Origin of the sequence: Nostoc sp. KVJ20, from assembly GCF_001712795.1 — a bacterium.
Lineage (GTDB): Bacteria > Cyanobacteriota > Cyanobacteriia > Cyanobacteriales > Nostocaceae > Nostoc.
Genome location: NZ_KV757730.1, coordinates 1 through 23,724, shown reverse-complemented (window position 1 = coordinate 23,724; position 23,724 = coordinate 1). Strand labels below are relative to the sequence as shown.

Annotated in this window: 23 protein-coding genes and 1 pseudogene; 13 read left to right on the top strand and 11 right to left on the bottom strand. The window is 41.9% G+C overall.

Translation table 11 applies throughout. From position 1 onward, the window contains the following. Positions 1-409: 409 nt before the first annotated feature. Both uvrC and A4S05_RS39650 read left to right on the top strand, forming a co-directional pair. Positions 410-2,287, top strand: a complete 1,878-nt coding sequence (uvrC, locus tag A4S05_RS32805; RefSeq protein WP_069073970.1) for an excinuclease ABC subunit UvrC — start codon at positions 410-412, stop codon at positions 2,285-2,287. A 691-nt stretch (positions 2,288-2,978) separates the two neighbouring features. Then, entirely contained in the window at positions 2,979-3,161 is a 183-nt protein-coding gene (locus A4S05_RS39650; RefSeq protein ID WP_084227354.1) for a replication restart DNA helicase PriA, read from the top strand. Positions 3,162-3,449: 288 nt separating this feature from the next. Here the strand turns inward: A4S05_RS39650 and A4S05_RS32800 are convergent, their stop codons facing one another. The 5 genes from A4S05_RS32800 to lgt form a co-directional block, all read right to left on the bottom strand. Continuing rightward, positions 3,450-3,920 carry a hypothetical protein gene (locus tag A4S05_RS32800; RefSeq protein ID WP_069073951.1) on the bottom strand — a complete coding sequence of 157 codons (471 nt, stop codon included), beginning with the start codon at positions 3,918-3,920 and terminating at the stop codon, positions 3,450-3,452. Between the two features lie 107 nt (positions 3,921-4,027). Beyond that, positions 4,028-5,122 (bottom strand): dual-specificity RNA methyltransferase RlmN, encoded by a 1,095-nt coding sequence (gene rlmN, locus A4S05_RS32795; protein WP_069073950.1) that lies wholly within the window; start codon positions 5,120-5,122, stop codon positions 4,028-4,030. A gap of 79 nt (positions 5,123-5,201) precedes the next feature. Then, positions 5,202-5,555, bottom strand: a complete 354-nt coding sequence (locus A4S05_RS32790) for a phenylpyruvate tautomerase MIF-related protein (protein ID WP_069073949.1) — start codon at positions 5,553-5,555, stop codon at positions 5,202-5,204. A gap of 303 nt (positions 5,556-5,858) precedes the next feature. Continuing rightward, the gene (cobM, locus tag A4S05_RS32785) at positions 5,859-6,683 is read right to left on the bottom strand and encodes a precorrin-4 C(11)-methyltransferase (RefSeq protein ID WP_069073948.1); all 825 of its coding nucleotides are present in this window, start codon (positions 6,681-6,683) and stop codon (positions 5,859-5,861) included. 183 nt (positions 6,684-6,866) lie between these two features. Continuing rightward, entirely contained in the window at positions 6,867-7,742 is an 876-nt protein-coding gene (lgt, locus tag A4S05_RS32780) for a prolipoprotein diacylglyceryl transferase (protein WP_069073947.1), read from the bottom strand. A 294-nt stretch (positions 7,743-8,036) separates the two neighbouring features. Between lgt and coaD the strand changes: the two genes are divergently transcribed. From coaD to A4S05_RS32765, 3 genes are all read left to right on the top strand, one after another. Next, positions 8,037-8,588, top strand: coding sequence for a pantetheine-phosphate adenylyltransferase (coaD, locus tag A4S05_RS32775; protein WP_069073946.1), 552 nt, complete (start codon positions 8,037-8,039; stop codon positions 8,586-8,588). Further along, positions 8,498-9,166, top strand: a complete 669-nt coding sequence (locus A4S05_RS32770) for a hypothetical protein (protein WP_069073945.1) — start codon at positions 8,498-8,500, stop codon at positions 9,164-9,166. The genes coaD and A4S05_RS32770 overlap by 91 nt, the downstream gene beginning before the upstream one ends. 145 nt (positions 9,167-9,311) lie before the next feature. Then, entirely contained in the window at positions 9,312-9,638 is a 327-nt protein-coding gene (locus A4S05_RS32765; RefSeq protein ID WP_069073944.1) for a Ycf66 family protein, read from the top strand. 179 nt (positions 9,639-9,817) lie between these two features. On the opposite strand, the gene A4S05_RS32760 is transcribed toward A4S05_RS32765, so the two are convergent. The 3 genes from A4S05_RS32760 to cysS all read right to left on the bottom strand — a co-directional run bounded on the left by A4S05_RS32760 (position 9,818) and on the right by cysS (position 14,251). Next, a complete protein-coding gene (locus tag A4S05_RS32760) occupies positions 9,818-11,164 on the bottom strand; it encodes a TldD/PmbA family protein (protein WP_069073943.1) in 1,347 nt (448 codons plus the stop codon). A 76-nt stretch (positions 11,165-11,240) separates the two neighbouring features. Further along, positions 11,241-12,680: a TldD/PmbA family protein gene (locus A4S05_RS32755; protein WP_069073942.1), complete on the bottom strand. Its 1,440-nt coding sequence runs from the start codon at positions 12,678-12,680 to the stop codon at positions 11,241-11,243. A gap of 77 nt (positions 12,681-12,757) precedes the next feature. Then, a complete protein-coding gene (gene cysS, locus A4S05_RS32750; RefSeq protein ID WP_069073941.1) occupies positions 12,758-14,251 on the bottom strand; it encodes a cysteine--tRNA ligase in 1,494 nt (497 codons plus the stop codon). A gap of 137 nt (positions 14,252-14,388) precedes the next feature. On the opposite strand from cysS, the gene A4S05_RS32745 reads away from it, so the two are divergent. Continuing rightward, a complete protein-coding gene (locus A4S05_RS32745) occupies positions 14,389-15,489 on the top strand; it encodes a CobW family GTP-binding protein (protein ID WP_069073940.1) in 1,101 nt (366 codons plus the stop codon). Positions 15,490-15,607: 118 nt separating this feature from the next. On the opposite strand, the pseudogene A4S05_RS43840 reads toward A4S05_RS32745, so the two are convergent. Further along, positions 15,608-15,829, bottom strand: a pseudogene (locus A4S05_RS43840) (hypothetical protein); the annotation flags it as partial. Positions 15,830-15,904: 75 nt separating this feature from the next. Between A4S05_RS43840 and dtd the strand changes: the two are divergent. The 4 genes from dtd to A4S05_RS32725 all read left to right on the top strand — a co-directional run bounded on the left by dtd (position 15,905) and on the right by A4S05_RS32725 (position 19,294). Continuing rightward, complete coding sequence (gene dtd / locus A4S05_RS32740) at positions 15,905-16,357, top strand: D-aminoacyl-tRNA deacylase (RefSeq protein ID WP_069073939.1); 453 nt, start codon at positions 15,905-15,907, stop codon at positions 16,355-16,357. A gap of 103 nt (positions 16,358-16,460) precedes the next feature. Then, positions 16,461-16,802 carry a photosystem II reaction center protein Psb28 gene (psb28, locus tag A4S05_RS32735; protein ID WP_069073938.1) on the top strand — a complete coding sequence of 114 codons (342 nt, stop codon included), beginning with the start codon at positions 16,461-16,463 and terminating at the stop codon, positions 16,800-16,802. Positions 16,803-16,906: 104 nt separating this feature from the next. Next, the gene (locus A4S05_RS32730) at positions 16,907-17,416 is read left to right on the top strand and encodes a MogA/MoaB family molybdenum cofactor biosynthesis protein (RefSeq protein WP_069073937.1); all 510 of its coding nucleotides are present in this window, start codon (positions 16,907-16,909) and stop codon (positions 17,414-17,416) included. A gap of 126 nt (positions 17,417-17,542) precedes the next feature. Further along, on the top strand, positions 17,543-19,294 hold the full coding sequence (locus A4S05_RS32725; RefSeq protein WP_069073936.1) for a diguanylate cyclase: 1,752 nt from the start codon (positions 17,543-17,545) through the stop codon (positions 19,292-19,294). Positions 19,295-19,519: 225 nt separating this feature from the next. Here the strand turns inward: A4S05_RS32725 and mraY are convergent, their stop codons facing one another. After that, positions 19,520-20,611: a phospho-N-acetylmuramoyl-pentapeptide-transferase gene (gene mraY / locus A4S05_RS32720; protein ID WP_069073935.1), complete on the bottom strand. Its 1,092-nt coding sequence runs from the start codon at positions 20,609-20,611 to the stop codon at positions 19,520-19,522. Between the two features lie 80 nt (positions 20,612-20,691). Further along, positions 20,692-20,931 (bottom strand): DUF3134 domain-containing protein, encoded by a 240-nt coding sequence (locus A4S05_RS32715; RefSeq protein ID WP_069073934.1) that lies wholly within the window; start codon positions 20,929-20,931, stop codon positions 20,692-20,694. A gap of 243 nt (positions 20,932-21,174) precedes the next feature. Here A4S05_RS32715 and A4S05_RS32710 point away from each other — a divergent pair, with 243 nt between their 5' ends. The 3 genes from A4S05_RS32710 (at position 21,175) to A4S05_RS32700 (ending at position 23,392) form a co-directional block, all read left to right on the top strand. After that, positions 21,175-21,759, top strand: coding sequence for a PAP/fibrillin family protein (locus A4S05_RS32710; RefSeq protein ID WP_069073933.1), 585 nt, complete (start codon positions 21,175-21,177; stop codon positions 21,757-21,759). 300 nt (positions 21,760-22,059) lie between these two features. After that, positions 22,060-22,275, top strand: coding sequence for a photosystem I reaction center subunit IV (locus tag A4S05_RS32705; protein WP_069073932.1), 216 nt, complete (start codon positions 22,060-22,062; stop codon positions 22,273-22,275). Between the two features lie 250 nt (positions 22,276-22,525). After that, positions 22,526-23,392: a DNA-formamidopyrimidine glycosylase gene (locus A4S05_RS32700; RefSeq protein ID WP_069073931.1), complete on the top strand. Its 867-nt coding sequence runs from the start codon at positions 22,526-22,528 to the stop codon at positions 23,390-23,392. Positions 23,393-23,724 lie beyond the last annotated feature (332 nt).

Here is a 23,724-nt window from a genome sequence, read left to right as displayed (position 1 = left end):
CAGTGGCTCCCCTTTATAAGGGTAGGGCTAGGGTGGGGTAAAAAAATTTTATACATCAATCATGACTTTTCAAACATCCTCTAACAGTAGTAGTCGATGACTCAAGTCGCAGCTAAACAAACTATTGTCTACTTCAAAGTTCTGATGTTTGCAGCATTTTTTCAGGTAAACATCTAGCTTGGAAACCCATCCACCCTACAGAAAGCCATAGCAGCAAGCGTCTATAGGTTTCTCTTTGTGTAGACTAAAAACCTCTCAGATTACCACCTAGTCACCAATCCCCAGTCACCAGTACTCTGGTGTATGTAGATCATGATGCCAACTTTATATTTACTTGATAAATAGTCTGTTAAATCGGCACGAAAAAATTATTTTTCTTAAAATAGAGAAAGATTACCTAATTTTCGTTGTGACAATATCTACGCAAATATTACCGCTGGTTAAAGAACCAGAACGACTGGAAAACCGTCTAGCCGAAATTCCACCGGAACCGGGGGTTTATTTTATGCGGGACAACAGCGATCGCATTATATATATAGGTAAATCACGTAAGTTGCGATCGCGTGTTCGTTCCTATTTCCGGGATGGCTACAACAAGAGTGAACGCATCGCCACGATGGTCAAGTTGGTGACAGAAATTGAATTCATTGTCACTGATACTGAAGCCGAAGCTCTAGCACTCGAAGCCAACTTGATTAAGCAGCACCAGCCATACTTTAACGTGCTGCTCAAAGATGATAAAAAATATCCCTATCTCTGCATTACTTGGTCAGAAGATTATCCGCGAATTTTTATTACCCGTAAACGCCAGTTCGGAAAAGAAAAGGATAAATTTTATGGGCCTTATACTGATGCTGGGTTACTGCGAGAAATTGTCCGCATCTGTAAACGCATCTTTCCCCAAAGACAACGACCTCAACCACTTTTCAAAGACCGTCCTTGCTTAAATTATGATTTAGGGCGTTGTCCGGGTGTGTGTCAAAAGCTGATTTCACCAGAAGAATATCGCAAAATTGTCCAAAAGGTGGCGATGGTATTCCAAGGTCGAACTCAAGAACTGATTGATATTTTGACTCAACAGATGAACGCCGCCGCCGAAAACTTGAATTTTGAGTCAGCAGCGCGGATTCGCGATCAAATTTCTGGGTTAAAGTCGCTGACAGCTGACCAAAAGGTTTCCTTACCAGATGATACAGTTTCGCGGGATGCGATCGCACTGGCAGCCGACGAACAGCACGCCTGTATTCAACTGTTCCAGATTCGCGCTGGTCAATTGGTAGGACGTTTAGCTTTTGTGGCGGATGCTCACGCAGAACCGGGAGCTATTTTACAACGAGCTTTGGAGGAACATTACCAAACTGCTGACTCAGTAGAAATACCTTTAGAAATTTTGGTACAGCATGATTTACCAGATGTGGAGATATTGGCGGATGTCTTAACTCAACGTAAAGGTAAAAAAGTCACGATTTTGACTCCTTTGCGCCAAACTAAGGCAGAATTAATTGAGATGGTAGAGCGAAATGCCCAGTATGAATTGCAAAGAATGCAAAAATTTGGCGATCGCAATCACCAAGCAATGCAAGATTTAGCCACCATTCTCGATTTACCAGATGCACCCCACCGCATTGAAGGTTATGACATTTCCCATATTCAGGGGTCAAATGCTGTAGCTTCGCAAGTGGTATTTATCGACGGATTACCCGCCAAACAGCACTATCGCCACTACAAAATTAAAAATCCCACGGTGACAGCAGGACATTCAGATGATTTTGCCAGTCTGGCTGAAGTTATTGGGCGGCGGTTTCGTAAGTATGGGGAAAATCAGCAATTAGCACGTTTGGGTAATCCAGACTGGCCTGATTTAATCATGATTGATGGCGGGAAAGGTCAGCTATCTTCAGTTATCGCCGTTTTGCAAGAGATGAATTTATTAGAAGACTTGCGAGTTGTGAGTTTAGCGAAGCAGCGAGAAGAGATTTTTTTACCGGGAGAATCTAAACCCTTGACAACTGATGCAGAACAACCAGGGGTGCAGTTGTTGCGGCGGTTGCGCGATGAAGCGCATCGATTTGCAGTCAGTTTTCATCGTCAGCAACGTAGTGATAAATTGAAGCGATCGCGTTTAGATGAAATTCCTGGCTTAGGACATCATCGACAAAAGCTGCTACTAGGACATTTTCGCTCAGTTGACTATATTCGACAAGCAACACCAACACAACTCGCGGAAGTCGCAGGAATTGGGCCGCGTTTGGCTCAAGAAATTTACAATTATTTTCATCCGGCTTGAAATTTTTAGGAAACTCTGAGCGGCTCCTGAAGTTCCGAGCGAAGGAAGCCGCTTCTCATAAAGTTTGGTAGTTTTCATTAGATTATCTTACAGAATTCAATCTCTTGAAGAAGAATTCAGAAGTCAGAATTCAGGAGTCAGAATAAATCAGTCGGGGATTCAGACCGGCGCAGGAATTGAAAACCACCAAATCTATGATTTGGTGGGGGTCTTAAACCCGGTCATTCATCCGCCAGTCATACAGAAAACATTGCTGAATTCTGACTCCTGACTCCTGAATTCTGTTCGATAAATATTGCCAGCAAATATTAACTAAATCTTAAGATAGATATTTTGTGACTAAAGATACAGTATTTTCTGGGTTTTAATTTTTGAATACAAGAACGGCTTTTTTTGTATTCGTCTGAAATGACTATAAACAAGGTTCTCTCAAAGCATTAATTATGGGGATCAGTAAATCTCTAAGCAGTATTTAATTAAAAAATAATTTATGTATCTAAAGTTGGAGGGTAAAATCACCTATATTCTAGGATAATAGATCAAGATATCGAAAAGTTTTCAAACCTGAAATTTTGTTTAAAATAATCAGCCAATATTACAGCAGTTTGTTAAGTTGGGTCGAACCAGAATTTTTACGGGTTTAACTTGTAGCTTTACCAAATAAAAAATAATTACAACCAGGGGTTTTAAAATGCAGACAGTACAAAAGATTTACTGCCCAAATTGTGGTAGTCATGCAGAGCGTTATTATATTTCTGATAGCCAATTAACTCGCACACAATGCCCAAGTTGTGATTACTTAATGATTAGTTGTACTCGCACCGGCAAAGTGATTGAGGCTTATGCCCCTGGCATTCATGCACCCGCTAGATAAGATAAATTGAAAATTTGAGAATGTTTTCTCTAATTTTTAAGAATACAGAAAACTCTATCCACAAAGGGATAGAGTTTTAATAAGGAAGAATATTTAATCATCGTTTCGCCCACTAGGGTCTAGGTTTTAAACCCTAATCGCAAAGACGCGATAAATCGCCGTCTCTACAAAGGACTGATTCTTGTAAAAACGGCGATTTATCGCGTCTCTTGCCTTAACCGAATCGTATTGCATCAACTCCTACAGAATTCTTATTGATAAAGTTATTTATCAGAAATTTTGAACACTTCACAGCGTGTTCTTCTGTTGTCTGAGTTGTTGCTGTCGTCTCTGTTGTTCTAATCTCAATTCTTGCTGTTGTCTAATTTGTTGATCTTGTCTGAGTTGTTGCTGTTGTATCCTCAGTTGTTGCTGTCGGGTAAATTCTTGCTGTTGTAGTCTTGTTTCTTGTTGTTGTATTCTCAGTTGTTGCTGACGTATTAGTTCTTGCCGTTGTCGTGTAAATTCTTGCTGTTGTATTTTCTGTTGTTGTTGTTGTTGGGGTTGTTGAAGGTTTAGGCGTAGCCATGTTTCCTTCAATTTCTCTTGTGTTTGCTGAGTTTGCTCCTCTTGTTGTTGTCTCATTTTTTCTTGAGATAATTCAGGTTGCTGAGGATTCGTCTGAATTATTTGTCCGTATGCAGCAGAATTCATTGGCAAAGCTTTTGCAAGAACAATCACTAATAGCCAGAATTTAAGAATCAATGAGCGATTCCACATAGAATTATCTCGTCAATTGTTATAGATTGGTTTTAGCGATCGCTTAACCTTAATATAACAATTTTTACCAAGGTCTTTTTGGAGCAACTACTGACCTCTGAGCTTGTTTAATTCTTACTGGCTCTCAATTGCCCGCAAGCTGCATCGGCTTCTAAACCACGGGAATAACGCACACTAACGGCAGTATTTTGCTGCTTGAGGACGTTGACAAATGTTTCAATGCGATCGCGGTTAGGGCGTTTATAGTCTACTTCTTGAATGGGATTATAAGGAATCAAATTCACATGACTTTGAAATCCTCGCATACATTTTGAAAGTTCCAATGCGTGTTCTGGTAAATCATTAACACCCGCAAGGAGAACATATTCAAAAGTAACGCGGCGTCCAGTGATTTCCACATATTCCCGACATTCAGCCAGCAAATCTTCTAGAGGATAGGCGCGGGCGCTGGGGATGAGTTTTTCGCGTAGTGCTTGGTTGGGTGCGTGGAGACTTACAGCCAGAGTGATTTGCAAATTATTTTGCGCGAACTGACGAATGCGATCGCGAATTCCAACTGTAGAAACTGTAAGCGATCGCTGTCCTATACCTACATCTTGATTTAGAGATTTTAATGCTGCTAGGACATTCTCAGTATTCAACAACGGTTCACCTAGTCCCATAAACACCACATTGCTAACCCGTTGCCGAAAATCTTCTTGCACAGTCAACACCTGATCAACAATTTCGTGCCGTGCAAGGTTCCGCTTGTAGCCTCCCTTACCAGTAGCGCAGAAATCACACGCCATTGGGCAACCCACTTGAGTAGAGACGCAAACTGTCAGACGGGCTTTTGGGCCTTCTCCCCTTTCTGCAAAGGTGGGGATGCCTACAGTTTCAATAATTTGCCCGTCTGCTAATCGTAAAAGATATTTCACCGTACCATCGGGAGCCTCAGAGCGGTAATGTAGAATTGAGCGCCCTACGGGAACTTCTGCTAGCTCTGCACGCCATTGTTTGGAGAAGACAGAAATATCAGATAGCGATCGCACTCCCTTGTCATAGATCCATTCATGCAGCTGCTTTCCTCTGTAAGTAGGTTGTCCTTGCTGATGCACCCAAGCAGTTAACTCTGCCAAAGAAGCACCGAGAAGGGGAGGGGTTAATTCTGATTTTTCTGGGTTGTGTGAGTCAACCTGAGATACAAGAGGCGTAGCAGACATAAAAAAATCACGAGTTGGTGTTGAATCTCTATCCTACACCTGCCAGTTCAAGTTAGTCTTGACCAAAGAAGACGACTAATTAGCCAAAAGTTGTGCCGTTCCAGCCCCACATTGCACCCTTAGCGTCTGCAAACTCTATGTAAATGCGATTTTTCGGCACACCGAGAGTTTGGTTAATCTGCTGGCAAAAGTCTTGACTCATTGCTGCGGTTTGCTCTGGCTTCATCGTGCCAATACTCTTAATTTCAATGTAGCAAACCGGGTCTGTATTCCCGGCAAAAGTCATGGGAATTCCTGGTTCAAAAGCAGTCATTACATAAGATTCTGGTTTTCCCAAATGTTTCGCTAACTTAGCTGATAGATTTAAAAGCATTGACTCAATTTCAGCTTTTTGAGGAGATTCAGCAGAAGTTTGCACTTTAATTAATGGCATAGTAGTGAATTGGGATTTTGGATTTTATTAACATTATTAAGTTTATCTAAATGCAGAGGTACAGAGTACAAAGATTAGGGAGATGAGGAGGACAAGGAGAATAAATAACCAATGCCTAATTCCCAATCAATACGGTTCGGTTAAGGCAAGAGACGCGATGAATCGCCGTCAAGACAAAAGATTGATCCTTGTAGAGACGGCGATTTATCGCGTCTTTGGATCTAGAATTTTCTTAACCGAACCCTATTGAATGCCCAATGCCCAATGCCCAATGCCCAATGCCCAATGCCCAATTCCCACCATTTAGTTATGAGACGAGCGAAATAGGTGGTTATGTTCAGGATGATATAAACGCGATCGCCCCGTTGCCGGCGAAAGTGCTGGACTGATGATATAAAGTGTAGTGCGAATTAGTTTTTCTTCATGAGTGCAATCTGCCATTTGATTCAGAGGAACAACCCTGATCTTTTCATCGGGCCAGCCGATGCGAAAGCAAATTGCAATGAGGGTTTCGGCTGGATAGTGTTCGAGTAATTTAGCTTGGGCATTTTCGACGTGACGCGCACTCAAATATAGACAAAGACTAGCCTGATGTGCTGCCAGAGTGGCTAATTCTTCAGTGGCGGGGACTTCTGTACGTCCGCTGATGCGAGTCAAGATGATGCTTTGGACTAAACCAGGGACAGTCAATTCTACTTTGAGTTTGGCAGCAGCGGCTTGAAAGGCGCTGATACCTGGTATAACTTCAAAAGGAATATTTGCCTCTGCGAGGAGGTGCATTTGCTCGTGGATGGCACTGTAGAGACTAGGATCGCCAGAATGGAGACGGACTAGAGATTTATTTTGCGATCGCACCCTATCGATCATAATCGCCAAAATTTCTTCTAAAGTCTGATTCGCAGTCCTAATTATCTCCGCATCTTTTCGGCAAAGTTCTAAAATCTGTTCGGGTACTAAAGAATCAGCAAATAAAATCACATCAGCAGCAGCCAGTAGTTTCTGCGCCTTCACCGTTAATAAATCAGGATCTCCGGGGCCTGCTCCGACAATATACACAGATGGTTCTACAGCGTATAGTGTTTTTTTATAGCTTAGACTTTCTGTATATTCACTTTTAGAAGAACACATGGCAATCTCTCAAAAAAATATTTTGGCAATTTATTCAGTATCTTTCCGGATTCACCCTATTTCCCTAGTAGATAGTAATGGTAGATGCACCCTGGTTAAGCCCTAGAGAATACTCTGGGGCATTTTTTATTTTTTAGTTATTTGTCATTTGTCATTCATCCTCTCTCCCACTCCCCACTCTCCTCATCTCCCACTCTCTTCATTTACCTTAGAAGTAGGAACGACATCAGGTAAAGGGCGTTTGAGTAAGTAAAGCCAAGCTAATCCAACTAATCCCAATAAAATTCCGAGACTACTGACTACTTGTGCAATGCGTAATTCCCCCAGCATTAAGCTATCAGTGCGAAAGCCTTCAATCCACAAGCGTCCTAAACTATAGGCTGGCCAGTAAACTAAAAATATTGTGCCTACCTTCAAACGTGGTTTACCGGCTAAAGACCGGAAAAACAGCGTTATTAATAGCGTAAACACCATTAAATCCCACAGAGATTCGTAGAGGAAGGTGGGATGAAAGTATTCAGAACTAGCATATCCTAGAGGACGATGGTCTGGTGGAATATAAAGCTTCCAGGGTAAATCGGTAGGATCGCCAAAAGCTTCCGAATTAAAGAAATTGCCCCAACGTCCGATCGCTTGCCCTAAAATCAGCGAAGGCGCTACTAAATCTGCCAGTTGCCAAAAAGAAACCTGCTTGATTTTGGCAAAGATTAACGCAGCCAAAACGCCACCAAGAATCGCTCCATGAATGGCAATACCTCCTTCCCAGATGGCAAAGATTTTTTCTGGAGTTGAAGCATATTTGGGCCACTCAAAGAAAACGTAATATAGCCGTGCGCCAGGAATTGCCCCAATTAATAACCAAAAGAACAAATCACCTAACAACTCAGGATTAACATTGCGGCGCTTTGCCAAATTCTGGGAAAGGATGACGCCAATTAACACTGCTGTAGCAATCAATAAGCCATACCAACGGATAGTTAGTGGCCCTATTTTCAGCAAAATCGGCCCTGGAGAAGTAAATTGAAACGCCAAAGGTAAGATGGAAAGATCCAGTACCATGAAAAATTACCTAGAAAAGTTTGTTAACTACCCGCGCACTTTGCTAAGTACGGAGTTTTTAGGGTCTTGAATACTATAACTACACTTCAATTCTCCACAACATTGTAGGGAAGTAGGTAAAAATTCAGTATTCATATTTAGGAGTCTAGTTCCTAACGCCTAGTTGAGCATAACTTGTGCCACAAAACAATTGAGTTTCGTATCCTTACTCAGAGCGTAAGATGGTAGATTTGATTAAGTTACACAAAACGGTTTCGATATAATCACTTAAACAACTTTGATATATTTAAAATTGTGATAGCTATTTATCCTGGTAGCTTCGACCCCATCACTTTGGGACACCTAGACCTCATCCAGCGCGGTAGTCGCCTGTTTGAGCGGGTGATTGTCGCTGTACTGCGGAACCCCAATAAAATGCCACTTTTTAGCGTGGAGCAGCGGCTAGATCAGATCCGTCATTCTACACAACATCTACCGAATGTAGAAGTAGACAGCTTTGATGGTCTTACCGTTAACTACGCTCAAATGCGACAAGCACAAGTTTTGCTCCGGGGTTTACGGGCTGTGTCAGATTTTGAAGTGGAACTGCAAATGGCTCACACCAATAAAACTCTTTCTACCCAAATAGAAACAGTTTTTCTTGCAACCTCAAATGAGTATAGTTTTTTAAGTAGTAGTGTGGTAAAAGAGATTGCAAGGTTTGGTGGCTCTATCGATCATCTCGTTCCTCCACACATTGCCCTAGATATATACCAATGCTACAATCACAAATCTCCAATGTTGACTCCAATCTCAACGGAAGCAATCCCCCCCCTCAAGAGTATCTCGGTGGAGAGGGAAGCATAGATATTCAGCAGGAACTCAACCGCCTAGAGGAAATGGTTCTCTCTAGTCTCAGGATTCCGCTGACGGGACGCACACTCATAGATGAAGAAAAGCTGCTAGATCAGCTTGATTACATTCGCCTTGCTTTACCATCACTTTTTCAAGAAGCAGCAGTGATTCTAGAACAAAAGAATGAAATTCTGCTAGAGGCGGAAGAGTATGGACAACAGGTTGTTGAGGCCGCACAAGCAAAAAGAGCGCAAATTTTAGCTGAAAGCGATATTATTCAACATGCAGAACAGGAAGCTGAACAACTGCGGCGACAGGTGCAACAAGAGTGTGAGGGAATAATGCAAGAAACCCTCGCCGAGATTGACCGCAAGCGGTATGCTTGTCAGCAAGAGTTAGAGCAAATGAGGCAAACTGCGATCGCTCACGCTCAAGAAATTGAAGATGGTGCTGATGCTTATGCCGATGGCATTTTGGGAAATATCGAGCAGGATCTCAAAGAGATGTTGCGAATTATCACCAATGGACGCCAACAATTGCAAATTGATAACCTCACCCAGCGCAATTCACCTCCTGGTAAAAAAAGATAGAGGTTGTAATGAGAGATGGGGAAAAATTATAAGTTGGGTTTCGCTATTGCTTAACCCAACAATTTCCATTAAGGAAGACTTTTAGGGAATCTACCTACTAATAGATTTAAAATTGTGGCTTGTAATTAAGCAGGATTTTTAATAAATGCTTACTTTTGCCCAAGTTAACTTTGGAGTAAATATAGCTGGCTTAATTGGAATTATTTATTTGTTTTGGGCAATTATTTACTTAATTTTAACAGTAGCTTGGCTCGCACAACGTGGAACCAGACTTAGAGGTTGGGCTTTAGCCCTTTACATTATCCAACTTATATTTACGCCAATTATAATGTTGTCAAGTGGAGCAATTTTGTTATATCAAGGTTGGCGTTTAGATCCAATTAATCAATTTGGGCAATTTTTATTGTCGCTATTAATTCTTTACCTAAGTATCAAAGATATTGTAATTAATGCAGTTTACAGAGATAGATGATTTTAGCATTGGGATAATTTTATTATTAATATAGCGGTACCCAATACGGTTCAGATAAGGTTTTTTGATGACACGCCGCTAATCGCAAATACGCGATAAATCGCCGTCTTTACAATAATCAGTCTTTTGTAGAGACGGCGATTTATCGCGTCTATTGCCTTAACCCAAGCGTTATTGGATTATAGGGTGTAAGTAAAATCTTCCACCAGCATACCAGGAACTAAACTACCTCCTAGTTGGCGACTTTCGTAAGTTCCTACTTCGGGAATAAATTCTTGAAAAGTAGTCAAATCTATTAAATTTTCTCCCCAAAAGCGATAGAGACTTTCATCAAAACGTAAGTTTTCAATGGGTGCAATAATTTCTCCGTTTTCTACCCAAAAACAAGCGTAGCGAGTCATACCTGTGATTCTACCAGTGTGGCGATCGCTCCAATTCAAGTAATGTAAATTTGATACATATAATCCTGTATCTAAATTCGGGAGAATCTGCTCAAATTCTAAATTTCCCGGACTCACTTCTGGCGCTCGTAAAGTCTCTGAACCATTAGCACCATTGGCGATTTTTTGATATTCTTTAGCAGTCCGAGAATTCACCAAAGTATTTACCAAATGTCCTTTTTCTATTACAGGTAACTCCGGTGCGGCTATTTCTCCCAATTCATTAAATCGTGGTACTAATCCGCGTTGAAAGTTTTCTTTCAAACTAAATCTTGGAGACAGTTGTTTTTCTTGACGCGATAAAGCAGCTAAAGCACTGTTTCCTTGTTGGATATCAGCTTCACTTACTGCTCCCCAAGAAAGCATTAGTAATAAATCTGCAACAGCAGCAGGTGCAAAATAAGTTTTATATTGTCCCCGTGGCAATTCTTTAACTGGACGAGCAAGCAATTCGAGTTGCTTTTTGCCTTCGCTAATTTTGGCGATATAAGCAGATTCATCCCAATTAGTACCTGCAAATGTGCCCTTTACTGCTTGTTCAGATGGGGAAAATAGAGAATAATCTAATGTAAAAGAATCAGTAGCAAACCAGTGTTTTTGACCACTAGAATCACCATAAGCTTTAATTACTATTCCTCCTGCATATATACCTGTAAAATCTAATCCTGCAACTAGTTCTAGCACAGTTGGCACTACTGCTTCCGCCGCCAATAAATTCCCAGAATGTATTTCTCGACTGGTATTATTTCCTGATGGTAAAACTAGATATGGATCGATAGGTAATAGAATAAGTTCTTCACGTAGTTCTTGTAAAGCAGTATATGCTAACTGCCAATCTACCTCCCAATTTCCAGTAAAGGGAAACTGCCGAACACTATTGCGCTGATCTTTCATCAAAGTCAGTTCTATCCAACCATCAGCAACACAACCGGTTTGTCGGACTTTCGCATGATTAAAACGAGTAAATTGACTTATTTCACTGCTAAGTCTCACAGTGAATTGCTCATTTTCTGCTTTTTTGATCAACAGACTTTCAATCAGTCGATTAAAGCTGACTTCTAATGCAGATAATTCCTCAATTTTCATAGATATTAAATATTAAAAGGGAATAGGTAGATGGGATAACGCAATTACGAATTACGAATTACGAATTACGAATTATCTAAGTTCCTCCACCAAAAACTTCAACATTCGCAAATACACAAACAGGTGAACCGTGTCCTACCGAAATAGCCTGATTTGGTTCTCCTTTACCACAATAAGGAGTACCATACATTTGCCAGTTTGTGGCATCTCCGACTTTAATTAAACTATGCCAAAACTCTGGTGTTGTGGCGCGATAGTTAGGGTTACGAAGGGTTTTGGTGAGTTTGCCGTTTTCAATTAATTTGGCGTACTCACAACCAAATTGAAATTTGTAGCGGCGATCGTCAATTGACCAAGATCGGTTAGATTCCATGTAAACGCCGTGTTCTATGCCGCCAATAATGTCTTCAAAAGTGCCGTTTAGAGGCTCTAAATTCAAGTTAGCCATGCGATCGATCGCTGGTCGATTCCATGAGGAAGCACGGGCACAAGCAACTCCTGCTACACCTGCTCTAGCTTGACTCTCTAGACTGCCTAAACCCCGTTGGAGTACACCTTCTTTAACCAAATATTCCTTTGTTGCGACAGCACCCGTATCATCAAAGCCATAGCTGGCAAATTCACCAGGCACGGTGGGATCAAAAGTAATATTCATCAGTGGCGAACCATATACTAGGTTGCCAAAATCACTTTTATTAACGAAGCTGCCCCCAGCATAGTTACGCTCATCTCCCAAAATTCGGTCAATTTCTAGGGGATGTCCGACACTTTCATGGATTTGGAGCATCATTTGGTCTGGTGCTAAAACTAAATTGGTGCGGGTGGTTGGGCATTCTTCTGCTGTTAAAAGTTCTACCGCTTGTTCGCCAATTTGCCGCACCCGATGCCATAAGTTTTCTTGTTGTAAAAGTTCTAATCCACCTTGGTAACAGTTTGCTTGGGAGCCGTTGTTACTACGCTGCTGTACAATTGTTCCATCTTGAGCAGTTACTCCATAATGAGTGCCTATAGATAGGATTTTTTGATAGACTTCTGAGCCGTTGCTGCTGACAAACCAAGATTCTTTTTCGGTTGTGCTAGCACTGGCTATGGTTTGCACAATCTTGTCGTCAACTTTCAGTGTTTGGCAAATACGAACCAATAAATCGTTGATTTCTCCCGGACTCAGAGCATCCAAAGACTCAAGAAATGGAGATTTATATTCACCAACGACTTTAGGACGCTCACTTTCACGGAAAGGATGTATCCACCATTCACTGGCTGCTAGTGCCTGTTTATAGGCTGTTTGGGCAGCGGCTTGGAGAGAAGACAGTTCCAGAGAGTTAGTTGCTGCATAACCCAGACAGCCATTTACCAAAACTTCCAGCATGGCTCCGACAGTGAAGGATTTGCCGTTTACTTGGGGTAAGGCGTCACGGACTAAACGGGTAGTAGAAGTCTCTTTTACGGCTCTAATACCAATCCAATCAGCAGGAATATCGAAACTAGCGATCGCTTTTCTAAGTTCAGACCACATAATTTAAGGAATGGGGAATGGGGAATGGGGAATGGGGAATTGGGCATTGGGAAGAATTCAATTCCTCCCAGTCTTCTCTAATTCCGGTGCCAGCGCGTGCCATCACGGCTATCAATTAGCGTAATACCTTCTGCTTGAAGTTCGTCACGAATGCGATCGCTTTCGGCAAAATTTTTGGCAATACGTGCTTCTTGTCTTTGCTGAATTTTCGCCTCAATTTCCGCATCGCTTAAACCATTACTCTTGTCCGTTTCGGCTTCTATCTCGGCTTCTAAACCCAAGACTCCAGCTAATGTGACAAGAGTTTGCCATTGACGCTGTAACTCATCAGGGGAAGTTTCGGTTTTCCCTTCATGCACAAGAATATGCCCCTCACGGCGCAGTTCTTTAGCTAATTCAAACAGCACTGTTAAGCCACCAGGAAAATTAAAGTCGTTATTTACAACTTCTTGAAAGCGTTCAATATGGGGATTGGGTACTGGGTATTGGGTACTGGGTATTGGGATATTCCCAGTCCCTAGTCCCCAGTCCCCAGTCCCTAAATCCCAACCTAGTTTTTTACCGTATTGGTAGCCGAAAAGTAAACCTTCTTTAATCGTGTGCCAACCGTTAGTTGCTGCGGCGATCGCTTCGTCGGTAAAATCTATGGGTGTGCGATATTGAGCCGTTAGCACAAACAACCGAACTGCCATCGGGTCAACTCCTCGATCCAGCAAGTCTCGAATAGTGGTAAAGTTGCCCAAAGATTTGGACATTTTTTCACCATCTACCTTCACCATGCCATTATGTAACCAGTAACGCGCCAGAGGTTTTCCTGTTACAGCCTCAGATTGGGCAATTTCGTTTTCGTGATGGGGAAAAATTAAGTCAGCACCACCAGCATGAATATCGATCGTATCACCCAAGCGATCGCGCACCATTGCCGAGCATTCTATATGCCACCCCGGACGACCTGCGCCCCAAGGTGATTCCCAAGCGGGTTCTCCCGGTTTTGCTGCTTTCCACAAGGCAAAATCAAAGGGGTCTTTCTTTTTCTGGTACTCTGGGTCTTCTACGTTGACGCGCTCGCTTTTCCCGGCTTGCATATCTTCTAACTTGCGTCCCGAAAGCTTGCCATACTCAGCAAACTGCCGTACTGCATAATACACATCGCCGTCAGCAGGGTAAGCAAAACCTTTATTTTCCAACTCATGAATTAACCGCTGAATGCCATTCATCGTATGGGTAGCACGGGGATACTCATCGGCTTCTTTGATTCCCAATCGCGCCATATCCTCAAAATATGCTTTGATAAAGCGATCGGCTACAGCTTCCATTGATGAATGTTCTTGCCGCGATCGATTTAGAATCTTGTCATCAATATCAGTAAAATTTTGGATATATCGGACTTCATAACCGATAAACTGGAGATATCGGCGTACTACGTCCCAAACAATGCAAGCTCTCGCATGACCCAAATGGCAGTAGTCGTACACCGTCACGCCGCAGTAATACATCTTAACCTTGCCTGGTTCGACTGTTTCAAACGGTTCTTGACGACGGGTGAGGGTATTGTAAAGGGTTAGGGTCATAACAGAGTAATGCTGAAATAAGGAGATACGTAATAATAGGGTAAGGCAGCTGGGATGACAGTCCAGCATCCCTATGCTAGTGTTTTCTGGACTATCTGCGCTACATTACTATTTTTTGACTATTTGATAACAGCGCTATGCAATCAGCAGTTACACCCGACTCTTCCGCAATGGATACGCCCAAACAAGGAATGCCAGTAACAATCATTACGGGTTTCCTCGGTAGTGGCAAGACGACTTTACTTAATCATATCCTCAACAACCAACAGGGTTTAAAAACCGCTGTTCTAGTGAATGAATTTGGTGAAATTGGCATCGACAACGAGCTAATTGTTTCCACTGGTGAGAACATGGTGGAGCTAAGTAATGGTTGTATCTGCTGCACTATTAATAATGATTTAGTAGATGCAGTTTACAAAGTTTTAGAACGCCAAGAAAATCTAGATTATCTAGTAGTGGAAACAACTGGGTTAGCAGATCCGCTACCAGTAGCGTTAACATTCTTGGGCACAGAGTTGCGGGATTTAACCCGCTTGGATTCGATTATTACCGTAGTAGATGCGGCGAATTACAGCCTAGATTTATTTAACTCTGAGGCAGCATATAGCCAGATTGCCTATGGTGATGTCATTGTGCTGAACAAGACTGATTTAGTTGATGAAGCCACTTTGAATGAGTTGGAAAGAAAAATCAACGAAGTTAAGGAAGGAGCAAGAATTATTCGTGCTACGCGATCGCAAGTGCCACTTCCTTTAATTTTGAGTGTTGGTCTGTTTGAGTCAGATAAATATTTTGACACAGTGGTGGATGAACACGACCATCACGATCATGATGATCACGATCACTCAACATGCGGTCACGATCATCACGACCATGACCACGACCATCACGATCATCACCATCATTCTGACCATTTAGAAAATGATGGTTTTACTTCCATCTCTTTCCAAAGTGACAAGCCTTTTTCTATTAGGAAGTTTCAGTATTTCTTAGATAACCAGCTATCCTCAAATATCTTCCGAGCGAAGGGGATTATGTGGTTTGACGAAAGTCCGAAGCGTCATATTTTCCACCTTTGCGGTAAACGCTTCACCTTGGATGATGATGAATGGAAAGGTAAATTGAAAAATCAGCTAGTGCTAATTGGTCAAAATTTAGATCGTGAGGCTTTAATTAGTCAACTCGAAAACTGCATTTGTCTACCTTCAACCTCTCGCGGTAAAGGTTTTGGCAAATAAAAGTTAGGAGAGACGCGATCAATCGCGTCTGTACAAAAGTTAAAAGTTTAATACTCGTTCCCAGGTTCCACCTGGGAATGCATTCTTGATGGCTCCGCCATCGATTTTGAGCAATGGAATCAGCATTGGGCTGGGTTTGGAACTCCAGATGCAGCACAACTTCATCGGATTGGAGCAATATCAGCGCATCGGCACGGATTGGTTCAAGAGAAAGTTCAGAAGGACTTAATTCAGTCAGGTTGATAGATTCTCATAACAGCCAAGTGGCAAAATCATTGGAGAAAGTTTCAGCAAGTAACTTACAAACATTAAGAGATTTTATCAGATGGTAAGCGCTCATTCTTTCTATATTTAGTTTGCAGTTTAAGAATGCAATCGCTCTAAAATTGAAACGTTAATAAACCTTTAGATTAAAATGCGCGTTGTTATTCAGCGAGTCAAATCATCTCAAGTTACAGTTAATGGTGAAATTGTCGGCAAAATTGGGCGGGGGCTAAATTTACTCGTGGGTATTGCGAATACCGACACTGATACTGAAATCGACTGGATGGTGCGTAAGTGCTTAGAATTGCGGTTGTTTCCTGACGAAGAAGGAGACGACCGATGGCAAAAATCTATACAAGAAATCGGTGGCGATTTGTTAGTAGTTAGTCAGTTTACGCTTTACGGTGACTGTCGCAAAGGTCGCCGTCCTTCTTTTGACCGTTCAGCCGCTCCCGAATCGGCAGAAGATTTGTATAATCGTTTTGTTGCTAAGTTAAGAGCTAGCGGATTACAGGTGGAAACAGGTAAATTTGGTGCAATGATGCAAGTTACAATTGAAAACGATGGCCCTGTAACTTTGTTACTTGAAAAAGAAGCAATTTAAGTATATATACCAAAAAAGGAATAACAGTAGCCTCTAGACCGTGGTGTTCTAATTGATGAGAGAATATTAAATTAACCATCACCAAAGTTTAAATTCATTCATCATGGCGAAAATCCAGTTTTCTAGAGGTCTTGACGAAGAGGTAACTCCAGATGTGCGCTTGACGCGATCGCGCACTGGAGACAGTGGTACAGCGACGTTTATTTTTACGAATCCAAAAATTTTAGATCAAGGTACTACCGAAGATATTACCGGGATGTACTTGATTGACGAAGAAGGCGAGATAATTACCCGTGAAGTTAAGGCTAAATTCATCAACGGGAAACCGGAAGAATTAGAAGCACTTTACGTGATGAAATCTGCTCAAGAATGGGAGCGCTTTATGCGCTTCATGGAGCGCTATGCAGAAGAAAACGATCTGGGACTGAGTAAAAATGAGTCATAGGGCATAGGGCATGGGGCATGGGGCATCGGTAATTGTCATGCTCAATGAATGCGCCATTTACCATGCCCAATTATCCATTGGTGAAAATTTATGAGTGACATATAATGCCACAACCCCACCCAGACGAGTCTGGAGTTTTCGTAACTTGTGCTGTAGTTACTGTCAGCGATACACGCACTTCTGAAACAGATAAAAGTGGTCAGCTAATTCAGCAGTTACTTCTTGGTGCTAACCATGCTGTAGGAGCTTACACGATTATCAAAGATGAACCAACACAAATTCAAGAGCAGATAGAAAATCTGGGTAAAAGCACAAATTTGGATGCTGTAATTTTCAATGGTGGTACAGGTATTGCACCAAGAGATACTACCTACGATGCCATTGAGAAGTTACTGGAGAAAACTTTGCCTGGATTTGGTGAGTTATTTCGTTTTTTAAGTTATCAAGAAATTGGTTCGCGGGCGATCGCTTCTCGCGCTGTCGCTGGTGTTTATCAAGATAAATTAATTTTCTCGCTTCCTGGTTCCAGCAACGCTGTGCGACTGGCGATGGAAAAACTCATCTTACCCGAAATCACTCACTTGGTAAGTCAGGTTTGTAAGGGGGTGAAATGAGCAGCCTTTCAGAGGGCCACCATAAAACTCAGCCACAAACATACTGAAATCATCCTTTCTACACTTACATCTTGAGACTACCCAGAATTATAGTGAAACGGATGAAATGTTAATATCAGGTCAGTAATGGAGCCTATTTACTGGAATTCCATAATTGCTCACGGCATCACTGCATTTTCATACTTTGGTATCCCCATAGTAATAGGGGTCTTCTTTGCTAAAACTAAAGCAACTATTCCTTCTAAATTTTGGCTAGCCTTTTTCTTATCAGGTGGATTCGTACTATTTTGCGGATTTCATCATTTTTTGGCAATCTTTGAGCCACATTCGGCAGTATCGCTGTTGCACTTAGGCGTACTTGATGTAATGGCGTTTATTTCCTTGTCTGCCTTACTCTACCTAACGCCAACCGCTTATCAAGTTGTAAAGGCGATCGCCAAATCTCAAGAAGATACCCGCGAACTTCAACGCAGCCAGCAGATGCAACAGCTATTTTTAGATCATGGCCCCTTTGCAGCCTATATCAAAGACGAGCAATCTAGACTGCTTTACTACAACCAGGAGCTACAGTCTAAATTTTCGGTAGATCCACAAGAATGGTTGGGGAAAAGGGATAGTGAATTCTTGCCAGATCCAGAAGAGGGACGGCGGGTAATGGAAAACGATCGAGTCGTTTTGAAAACTCTACGTCCCTTGAAGCTGATTGAAGAGGTAAAGATATCTGATAACGATCAGCCGTGCTACTGGCTATCGTTTAAATTTCCGTTTAATGATTACGCAACGGGCGCTTACCGCATCGGTGGGATCAGTATAGATATTACAGAATCCATAGAAGCACAGCGATCGCTCACTGACCTAAATCAGCAGCTAGAAGAAAAAACACTGGAATTAGAGGCAAAAAAACGAGAACTTATATCTCTTTCAGATATGGCAGATATGCTTTATTCCTGCGAGTCTGAAGATGAGGTGTATCAAGTGGTCGCTTTAACCTGTTCTAAGCTATTTCCTAATATGAGTGGTTCTATCTATAGAATTGCTAATTCCAAGAATTATGTTCAGATGAATAGTTTTTGGGGAGCTAAAAGAAGTAGTAAAGAAATATTTTCACTATCTGATTGTTGGGCATTGCGGAGAGGAAAATTTAACCTTTTCTCGCCTCGTAATTCAGGACTAATGTGCAGTCATTTAATACGGCCAGTTAGCGGCACACATTTATGTGTTCCATTGTTTGGACAAGGCGAAGTAGTTGGGATCTTACACATTGATGCACTTGAAGAAATTAGTCCAGAAGATCAACAAATTACTGAGATTATTGCTAGAACATTAGGCATTGCACTCAATAATTTATCGATAAAACAACGTCTAACCCATGATAGCTTGCGGGATGGAATGACCCAATTATTCAATCAAAGCTATATGCAAAGCATAACGGAACAAAGGCTAGCTGAAGCTGAACGGTCAGGAAAACCTCTTAGTGTTATTTTCCTTGATATTGATAACTTCAAATCTTACAACTCGCGCTATGGGCACGTAACTGCCAACATCGTTCTCCAGGGATTAGCAAAACTGCTGTTAAAATCTATTCGCTCTTTTGATATTCCTTGCAGATGGGGTGGTGAAGAATTTGTGATTGTCATGCCTAATATGACACTGGAAACGCTCAGAAAGCGAGTAGAACAATTAAGGCTAGATATTGAACAAATGCAATTGAAGGATGGTGATCAGATCCTTGAAAGCATCACTGCTTCTTTTGGAATAGCTGTATCAGAACCAGGAATTACGGTTAAGGATTTGTTGAATCGGGCAAATCAAGCGATGCTTGAGGCAAAGCGAACAGGAAAGAATCGAGTTAGAGAGTATGTGAATACCTTTAATTGAAGAAGAATACAGAATTCAGAATTCAGAATTCAGAATTTATAATACCGCAAGCGTTGAAATAAGTAACTCTTCAGTCTGCATTAAGTGTCAGTACAGCATAAAAATCAGAAACTTATAAATTTCCCGTATAAAAAAACAACTCCCTGAAGATGTAGGAGTTGTTTTTTTATATTCAAGTAGTTTTTAAAACATTCAGAATGGAGCTATGCCTAGGTTGGGCTGCGCCTACGCTAAACAGATACTAGCTAAAATAGCAGCGATTATATAAAATACCCCAACCACTTGCAATTCTGACCAGCCTGTAAGTTCTAAATGATGGTGTAAAGGCGCCATCTTGAAGAGGCGTTTACCTTTGCCATCGGGGCCTTTCGTGGCTTTGTAATAACTTACCTGTGCCATCACCGAAAGGGTTTCTACAAAGAAGATACCACTGAGAATGAACAGAGCTACTAAGGTATTTGTCAATAATGCTACAGCAGCTAAAGCTCCTCCCAGTGCAAGGGAACCAGTATCTCCCATAAAAACGCGGGCTGGGTTCCGATTATGGGCTAAGAAACCTAAGCACCCACCACTTAAAGCAGCACAGAAAACCATCAATCCTGGTGCTGTTGGTGCGACTATAGCACCTAATGCCAAAAGTGCGATCGCAACTGTTCCTGCTGCCAAGCCATCAATACCATCTGTTAAATTAGTCGCATTACTTTCTGCAACTAGTACAAAACCTGCTAAAGGCCAAAATAGGAATCCTAAAGGTAGTGTGAAGTTCACCCAAGGCAAAGCAATATTTGTAATATTAGAAGGTTGATTAAACATCAGCCATAGACAAAAGACTGCTGCAAAACTCACCTGCAAAGCTAGTTTTGTCCGGGGAGATATACCTTTATTTGATTTACGGCGCAGAATTTGCCAATCGTCAAGCCAGCCAATCAATCCGTAGCTGATTGTCAAAGCCGAAACTGCAAGCACCTCTTTAGAAAAATTAGACAATATACAGGCAAGCAGTACAGACACAGGTATAAAAAATATACCGCCCATTGTAGGAGTTCCTGCCTTTTTGAGATGAGCTTGGGGCCCATCTTCGCGGATTATTTGTCCAGTTTTGAGTGCTTGAAGTAGGGGTATTACCCAATAGCCCACTAAACCTGAACCCATAGCACACAAAAGTAGTGGCAGAGTTAGTGACATACTTTGCCACGGTAGCCGATTGGCCATCGAATCCAAGAAAAATGCTGTTGTACCTAGCCCTACAGCTAATAAAGAGGCTAGAGCGATTCCAGAAATGTTTAATCCTTGCTCAGGAGATAATTTAGCGTCCACAGAAGTTTCCCTTCACTCCACACTTAATAAAATTGAATACCAGGAACTAGGGATACTACCAAGTCCCTAACCTGAAAAGGCTAATCCTCAGCGATTCCTATATCATCATCATCATCATCGAGGTCGTAGCCAATTCCATCATCTACACCCATTAAAGAATCTATTCCTTCTTCGTTATCTCGAAAATCCGGTTCGTGAACGTCACGCGCGATAATCCGGCCGTTGGTTTTCAACCAGTCCAACAAAGAGGACTCTGGCTTTAGGGGGATGACATCGGCTCGTTGGTTACGGGCTACTTCACGTAATGGAGAGTTCAACATATCGAGTGAGGACAAGAAAAGGTTTACGTAAGTTGACATTTAGAGTCTATCACTTGACACGGATTAATTTAGTTATCTTTTCAACCCTTTAGTTGATAAATCCGCACTCAGATAGAAATTTTTTTATTTAATAAGCATAAGGCTTAGTCAAGCGGTTCTTAGTAATTTTTATGGCTCTACATATATGTCCTTAATATCTTGTTTATGCTGATGGAAAGTGAGTGATTTTAGAGGTGACAGGCGATGATGGGAAAAGCGGCTCTTATGGATGCGATCGCTGGTACAAATCGCGGTCTACTAGCGACCCAAACACAGAAACAGGCTATCTTAGCTGCGATCGCTAACTTAGAAGACTTTAATCCTACACCCCGTCCGGTGGAAGCTAGTAATTTGCTAGATGGCAATTGGCGATTACTATACACCACTAGCAAGGCTCTTTTAAACTTAGATCGTCTACCTTTGTGCAAACTAGGTCAAATCTATCAGTGTATCCGGGTAGAGACTACCAGTGTTTACAACATTGCTGAGATTTATGGCTTACCTTATTTGGAAGGATTAGTCAGCGTTGCTGCTAAATTTGAGCCAGTTTCAGATCGGCGTGTCCAAGTGAAATTCGAGCGGTCTATTATCGGCTTACAACGTTTAATAGAATACAATTCTCCGGTAACTTTTATCCAACAAATTGAAGAAGGTAGAAAATTTCCCGGAATTGATTTTGTAATCAAGAGTGATAAACAGCAAGGCTGGTTAGATATCACTTATATAGATAACGATCTGCGGATCGGCAGAGGTAACGAGGGTAGTGTATTCATATTGAGTAAAACATAAGTATGTACCAAAATACTATTTGCGAATGAAGGTAAGCTATAACGTGTACCTTGTCAAGTAGGTTCTGATACCATTCTTAATTGTGGGGGGAGTGGGAGATGAGGGGGATGAGGAGGATGAGGGAGAAAGAATAACTAATATTCAATGCCCAATGCCCCATGCCCCATGCCCTATGCCCAATTCCCAATCCCCAATTCAGACAAATAACTTAACAAAGACTCTAGCAACGACCTTCAGGTTGTAGAGTGAAATCAATTAGCCCTCTAGATTGGCGATTGATAACTAAAAGGGAAAATAATCATGGTTCAACGTGGTTCTAAAGTACGTATTCTCCGCCCTGAATCCTACTGGTTTCAGGATCTTGGAACTGTGGCTTCCATTGACCAAAGCGGCATCAAATACCCTGTAATTGTCCGCTTTGAAAAGGTCAATTACTCTGGTATCAATACCAACAACTTTGCTCAGGATGAATTAGTCGAGGTTGAAGCACCAAAGGCTAAACCACCTAAAAAATAGCAGCAAAGCTATAAAGGGGTTGTTTGATGCGATGATGAAGGGTAGTCTTAAGTCTGAAGTATGAAATCTGAAATTTTCAGTTCATTCATTCTTCATCCTAGCCTACCCTAATCTATGAGAGCCGCCCTGCGGGTATTTACGGTTTCTGTTGGGTAGTAATACGAGCCATCTACGGCTATGTAAGTTACTACCCCATCTCTTTTTCCTTAATCCCTCAAATACATCAAAATTGCCTGCTTAATCAGCTTGAATGCCTGAACTGCCTGAAGTTGAAACAGTCCGAAGGGGTCTAAATCAATTGACCCTCAATCAAGAAATCACGGGTGGAGATGTGTTGCTCGATCGCACCATCGCCTACCCGTTTTCTGTTGGTGAGTTTGTTGATGGAATTAAAAAGAATGCCATCGCTACTTGGCATCGTCGCGGCAAGTATCTCCTCGCCGAACTCTCCTCATCTTCCCCTTCATCAACCGGCTGGCTAGGGGTTCATCTGCGAATGACCGGTCAACTCCTATGGCTGCATCGAGATGAACCATTACATAAGCACACGCGGGTTAGATTATTCTTTGGGGATCAGCAGGAATTGCGCTTTGTTGATCAGCGGACCTTCGGGAAAATGTGGTGGGTTCCGCCTGGTGTCGCTGTAGAAAGTATTATGACTGGTTTGGCAAAACTGGCAGCAGACCCATTTTCACCCGAATTTACTGTTGAATATCTAGCAAGCAAACTCCAAAATCGCCGCCGTCCAATTAAAACTGCGCTCCTCGATCAATCGGTGGTGGCGGGATTAGGTAACATTTATGCCGATGAAGCATTGTTTAAAAGTGGAATTTTACCTGAAACTTTGTGTATGGATTTGCAGCTAAAGCAAATTGAGCCTTTGCGAACAGCTATCATTCAAGTGTTGGAAACCAGCATTGAGGCTGGTGGTACAACTTTTAGTAATTTTTTAAGCGTTAAAGGTACTAATGGCAACTATGGTGGTGTTGCCTGGGTTTATAACCGCGCTGGAGAACCATGTCGAGTTTGTGGTACAGCAATTCAACGAATTAGGTTAGCTGGGCGATCTAGTCATTTTTGCCCCCAGTGTCAAACGCTACGGGGAGTTAGGAGTTAGTGTAGTAGCGTGTCAAGACTAAAATGTTGCAATAGATTTTTCTTCTTGTAGTGTGGGCATCTTGCCCGCACGGACGGGCGAGACGCCATTGGTGTCAATTTAAGCTAGAAATAGCTTCGCTGCGGGCTTCATAACCCGCCAGAGAATGAATTCTCTGGCTCATAGCTAAAGTCTACTGAAGTAGACTGAATATTTTTGGGGATATCTAGTACCGCAAGGCGGAATTCGTAATTCGTAATGACGCTCCTGCGTCGCTAACGCTGCGCTAACGTAATTCGTAATTAATTGTTTGCAAGGGTTTCAGACATTTAAAATGGGTGGTTTATTTACGC